General features: G+C 41.3%; 6 protein-coding genes. 5 read left to right on the top strand and 1 reads right to left on the bottom strand.

Annotated features, from left to right (window positions below):
* Positions 1-378 precede the first annotated feature (378 nt).
* From IH879_18305 to IH879_18295, 3 genes are all read left to right on the top strand, one after another.
* On the top strand, positions 379-753 hold the full coding sequence (locus IH879_18305) for a hypothetical protein (GenBank protein MCH7676877.1): 375 nt from the start codon (positions 379-381) through the stop codon (positions 751-753).
* A gap of 555 nt (positions 754-1,308) precedes the next feature.
* On the top strand, positions 1,309-1,671 hold the full coding sequence (locus tag IH879_18300) for a hypothetical protein (GenBank protein MCH7676876.1): 363 nt from the start codon (positions 1,309-1,311) through the stop codon (positions 1,669-1,671).
* 163 nt (positions 1,672-1,834) lie between these two features.
* Positions 1,835-2,011: a hypothetical protein gene (locus tag IH879_18295; GenBank protein ID MCH7676875.1), complete on the top strand. Its 177-nt coding sequence runs from the start codon at positions 1,835-1,837 to the stop codon at positions 2,009-2,011.
* A 294-nt stretch (positions 2,012-2,305) separates the two neighbouring features.
* Here the strand turns inward: IH879_18295 and IH879_18290 are convergent, their stop codons facing one another.
* Positions 2,306-2,602, bottom strand: a complete 297-nt coding sequence (locus tag IH879_18290) for a hypothetical protein (protein MCH7676874.1) — start codon at positions 2,600-2,602, stop codon at positions 2,306-2,308.
* A 109-nt stretch (positions 2,603-2,711) separates the two neighbouring features.
* Between IH879_18290 and IH879_18285 the strand changes: the two genes are divergently transcribed.
* A complete protein-coding gene (locus IH879_18285; protein MCH7676873.1) occupies positions 2,712-3,740 on the top strand; it encodes a methyltransferase in 1,029 nt (342 codons plus the stop codon).
* Positions 3,741-3,965: 225 nt separating this feature from the next.
* Positions 3,966-5,732 carry a T9SS type A sorting domain-containing protein gene (locus tag IH879_18280; GenBank protein MCH7676872.1) on the top strand — a complete coding sequence of 589 codons (1,767 nt, stop codon included), beginning with the start codon at positions 3,966-3,968 and terminating at the stop codon, positions 5,730-5,732.
* The last annotated feature ends 177 nt before the right edge of the window (positions 5,733-5,909 follow it).

Genomic DNA, 5,909 nt, shown 5'->3' with positions numbered 1-5,909 from the left:
CGATTATCCATACTAAGCCCAGCCCTCAAAAGGGGGTAGTAGTTCTGAGCATATCAAGGGTTATGTAATCCAAGGTGCTTATTGAATGAATTTTCCTTGCTTTAGCAAGGATTTTTTTTAATATTAAAGACCACACATCACCCTGTTTATCTACATCGTCGAAATTCTTTATTGGTTAGGACATGAGAAACCTTTTCTTCAATTTACAATGCTGTATAAACCCGGCGTCAGAGTCTTATCCAGCGAAAATTGCAGTGTTTGTCCAAATTTAAAAGCTAAGTCTCGGTATTATGCGGCCTAAAAGCCGTGTTATATTCCGGCTTTTAGGCCGTTCATTTAAAACGTTAGAGCAATGGAAACTTAAAGCAGAGGTTTGCAATGTTTTGTCCGAAATGCAAAGCAGAATACCGGGAGAAATTCACATTTTGTACGGATTGCCACATTCCCCTTGTTGAAGAACTTCCGGAAGAATTGGGAGCACCCGATTGTAAACCAGAATATGTTGAATTCAAACCTGTGTTATCTACTTACAATTTTGGCGACATTGCATTCATCAAAAGCATTCTCGATAGCGAAAACATAAACTATTATTTTAAAGGTGAGAATTTCCATTTTGCCAGTCCAGCTGTACAACCGGCCATTCTAATGGTACAAGAAGACCAAGTGAAAGATGCAATAAGCTTACTGAAAGATATAGATATAAAGTATATGTTGTTATCCACAGGCAAAACTGAAAATGATGAGTCAGGATAGTATAAAATGATCACCTTTCATAATTCAGTTTTTATCAACTTAGAAGATACTTTTGAGCATCAAATTTACGACTATAGGCATACACTAAGGAGCTTCGGTAGAAGTCCTTTGAAGACAGAAGGCCCGCTGATCGCTCCAAATAGTGAGTTCACTTTCTGAGTTTAGTTGATAATTGCCAATGTTTTTATTTAGGTATATACTCATCGGATTATAAATCGGGTTCTTCGCGATATTCGTACTCTTTTAATTTATAAATGGACCGTTTGGGATTCTCTGATTGCCGAAAAGGTGGAAAACACATTCGGAGGCTTCGACCGGCACCGTTCTACTGCCCGTTTCATGGAGTCTCGTACAAGCTTCTAACAATAGCTGGAGCCGACAAAGGGCTCGGACTTTTTGGCTTGCTTTTGTGGCCTCCGGAAGTTATTTTTAATTAGCAGGTTAGGTGCCCTGCCGTCCTTTGCGGCTCAGCTTTGCGTTAGGTTCGTAAATAAATCGCACAAATAACCAGAATATGATAATTCCAAATAATCCATCAAGGATAAAAAAATAACTTTGACGGCTCAAGAATACTTTATCGTTGGTTCCGCAGTTGCACTTGCTGCAGCAGTTATTGGTTGGTTCCTGAATCGAAATACTACCAAGAAAGCTGTTGATTTGTCCTTTGAGAAAATTACTGATTTGTTCACGCATCAAGAATTTCTCAAATCCTGTACCGAATTTCGAAATCCATTTCTCGACACTAAGTACAGCCTTATTTTCGGCGCTAAAAACGAATTCGACAAACCTATGACAACACTCGACATCGTTCAAAAAGACTTTGCTATTCTCGAAAAAGCCTATTTTAGGTTCCGCGAAGCCCTACCAGAAAGCAAAAGGACTACTTTCGATGATGCTTGGATTGAGTATATTTGCTAACCAAAAGAAGATGATATTCTGGATAAAAATTTTGAAAATTGCTACTTGCCTTATAGAAACCCTGAAACCAGCGAATGGATTAGAACCGAAGAAGAATGTAAACAATCGGCTCTTGAGAGAATAGATAAACTTTTGGGATTCGCCAATACATAGGAAACTCTTTATGGGTGGTTTGATATCACTTTTTTTATTCGATCACGATGTTGTCCCTGGCGACGGGGAAAGTTTTATTTATGTAGTTACATTCGAGTGGCTTCTTGGCATCGGTCTAATTATTACTCTGGCAGTTCTTGCAAAAGGCGTGCGTTTGAGTTTTATCAAGGATTTGTTGGGGTTTTGATTCATAAAAGCGGCGACAATTTTGTCAAGCAAGGGGTAATTTATGAGGACTAAGTTTAGAGACCATCCCGAGCCGACAGGCAAGAGCTGGTGGGAGAAGTTACGGGAAAAGGGTGTATTTGATTTTAAATTTGTGCTGAGGGTGATAGGTATAGCATATTTCCTGATAGGTATAGCATATTTCTTGTGGGTAAACTATTTCAGTCTCAGTGAATGGTGAAGGTTGCGTGAGGTAGGAAAATATATGGGGCGATTCATAAAAGTGCGGGCAAGTTTTACATATGTATGGACATCTCTAAAAACTTATGGAATGGAAATCAATAATAATATTATGTGTCGCAGTGCAGACCGTATTCGCGTCAATAGATCTCTTTCTATTGCGCAGGTCGGTTCGTGCTTTGAGGTGTTTGCCTTTGGTGATAGTCGTCGGTTTTGTAGCGTCGGTTGGCGCTAACTGTGCGTGCACTTGACCCGCTTCAGTAGCGTGATTTCCAGAGCTTGAGGGGAAGGCATCCGCAGTCGGTTTTTTTGAACGTTGGGCGTTGAAGCGGTCAAGTGACGCTCGCGTTATGTGTATAGGCTGGATAAGCACATTGCGTTTATCCTGCTAATATGGATTGATTGGAACAATGAGTTATAAATTAGAAGCGAAAATTATAATAATAAACTATAACAATTAGAAAAGGAATAGAATGGAAGCAATGACAGAAAAACAAGTAAACCCTTCTAAAATAATGCAAATTGGAATGGGATTTTGGGCATCAAAAACACTACTCACAGCAGTTAATATGGGGCTATTTACGCATTTAGCAAATGGGGAGTTATCAGGACAAGACATTAAGACAAGATTAGGCTTGCATGAAAGAGGTCTTTATGATTTTTTAGACACCTTGGTAGCATTAGGTTTTCTAAAAAGAAGTGGCTTGAAGGAAACTGCTTTGTACAGAAACGCAGAAGATACAGATTTATTTCTCGATAAAAGTAAACCAAGCTATGTTGGTGGTATGTTAGAAATGTCTAATAATAGATTATATCCATTCTGGCATAATCTTGAAGATGGATTAAAAACAGGTGCCCCTCAAAATGAAACGAAAACCGGTGGTAAACCTCTTTTTGAAGAACTTTATGCCAACGAAGAAAAACTTCGAGAATTTTTAAAAGCAATGGGCGGAATACAAATGGGAAACTTCATGATTTTTTCTAATAAGTTTGATTTTTCCAACTATGGTACGCTTTGCGATATAGGAGGTGCTGGAGGGTATCTTTCTGCTCAAGTAGTTCTGAATAATGATCATATGAAATGTATTTCCTTTGACTTACCTCCCGTAAGTCCAGTAGCAACAGAAACTATAAACAACATGAGCCTGGGTGATAAAATAATTATTCAATCCGGAGATTTTTTCAAGGAAGACTTTCCAAAAGCGGATATCATTACTATGGGAAACATTCTTCATGATTGGGGAACTCAGGATAAAAAGATGCTCATCAAAAAAGCGTATGACGCCCTACCTCAAGGAGGGGCCTTAGTGGTTCTTGAGAACATTATAGATGACGACCGCAGTAAAAATGCTTTTGGTCTCATGATGTCATTAAATATGTTGATAGAAACACGTGAAGGTTATGACTTTTCTTTAGCAGACTTTGATAGGTGGGCAAAGGAAATTGGCTATAGAGAAACTTCTACTATGCCTTTGACAGGGCCTTCAAGTGCTGTAATTGCAACTAAGTAAAAATAATTTAACACATGCCATAAGTAATGGCGGTTTTGTTCGAAAAATCGAAAGGTTTAGAACATTGAAACCCGCCACTACTTATAGCCAAACCGTTGAGAATATGATGATAAGAACACATAACAAAACAATTCACTGGACAAATTCTACGCTGGCGCTCCGAATTCGCCAGTGATTGTAGGCGTTAGCCGGATTGTAATCCATAAGCAATGAATGGGGTTAAATATGAACTACAGGATCAGGTTGTTCGTCCTGGCGACCGTTTTGAGCGTGAATGTTCACGCCCAGGATGGCTGGTTCTGGCAAAACCCAATGCCGCAGGGGAATACACTTCATGACATTTACATCTTTGACCCAAACACAGCCATTGCAGTGGGCGATTTTGGAACTGTTATAAAAACCACTGATGGCGGAATAAATTGGCACGTACAAGCCGATGGCGGCGGAACATCAGCCAGCGGAACATCAAACAGTTTGTATTCAGTCCATTTCACCGATACCAATACCGGTTGGGCGGTCGGAATACAGGGCATCATTCTCAAGACCATTGATGGCGGAACCAACTGGATTTCGCAAACGAGTGGAACGTCAGAATGGTTGTATTCAGTCCATTTCACCGATGCCAATACCGGCTGGGCGGTCGGAAGAGAGGGCACCATTCTTAAGACCAGCGACGGCGGAGCAAACTGGATTTCGCAAACGAGTGGAACGTCAGGATTCTTGACTTCTGTCCATTTCACCGATGCCACTACCGGTTGGGTGGTTGAAGGGAGTGGCGCCATTTTCACGACCACCGATGGTGGAACAAACTGGCTATCTCAAAACAGCGGGCCATCAGAATGGGTGTTATCTATCCATTTCACCGATGCCAATACTGGTTGGGCGGTTGGAAAAAATGGTGCCATTCTCACGACTACTAATGGTGGAACCAACTGGACCCCTCAAGTTAGTGGCACGTTACAGACTTTGAGTTCTGTTTATTTTATCAATGCCAGTACCGGTTGGGTGGCTGGAGGTCTTGGAACAATTCTCAAAACCACCGACGGCGGAACTAATTGGATTTTAAAAAACAGTCAAACATCGAAGGCGTTGCTTTCAGTCTATTTCACCGATGCCAATACCGGCTGGGCAGTCGGGGGTAGTAGCAATCTTCTCAAGACTATCGATGGTGGAACAACCTGGTTCCATCAAGCCAGTGTACCGAGAAAAACGTTTCACTCTGTCAATTTCAGCGACGTCAGAACCGGCTGGGTGGTTGGAACGGGTGGCATGATTCTTAAGACCGTCGATGGTGGGACACACTGGCTGCCGCAAAACAGTGGAACGGAAGAGACGTTGTCATCTGTCTATTTTATCGATGCTACTACGGGTTGGGTGGTTGGAACGGGTGGTATCATTCTTAAGACCATTGATGGCGGAGCCAACTGGATTTCGCAAAACAGTGGTGGACTTAGTTGGTTGTCATCTGTCTATTTTATCGATGCCAGTACCGGTTGGGCGGTTGGACTAAGTGGCATGATTCTCAAGACTACAGATGGCGGAGCCAACTGGATTTCCCGAAACAGCGTAACGGGATTTACTTTGATTTCTGTCTATTTTATCGATGCCAGTACCGGTTGGGTGGTTGGAGGTCATGGAACAATTCTTAAGACAACCACGGGTGGTGGTGTCACCTCTGTTGAAGATATTTATTATTCTGAAACCGCAATCCCAAATCAGATTACACTTATGCAGAATTATCCGAATCCGTTTAACCCCAATACTACCATTAGATACGATTTACCAAAAGCATCAGATGTGAAATTAGTCATTTATAATATACTTGGTCAAAAGGTTCGAACTTTGATTGACAAAAACCGATCAGCTGGCTTTCATATAGTTCAGTGGGATGGAAAGAATGGGGCCGGAGTAAGTGTCGCCTCAGGTGTTTATATCTACAGAATTGAAGCTGAAAGATTTGTTAAGTATAGAAAAATGTTGCTCATTAGGTAAAGGTTAACGTTCAGCGGCTAACAGTTGTTTGGAGCGGATGGTGGGGCTCGTGCCCACTGGGTTACCTTTGTGGATTTTCAAGGCTCAATATCATTTACCAAGTTAGGTGTCAAACCACGACCGCTCAAACTTGCCGTTATATTGTCTAGTTTATCATGAATCCATAAGTTATGTTGG

It is taken from the genome of candidate division KSB1 bacterium (assembly GCA_022562085.1).
Taxonomy (GTDB): domain Bacteria; phylum Zhuqueibacterota; class Zhuqueibacteria; order Oceanimicrobiales; family Oceanimicrobiaceae; genus Oceanimicrobium.
The sequence above is the reverse complement of the archived record's forward strand: the minus strand, read 5'-3'. Positions and strand labels throughout refer to the sequence as shown.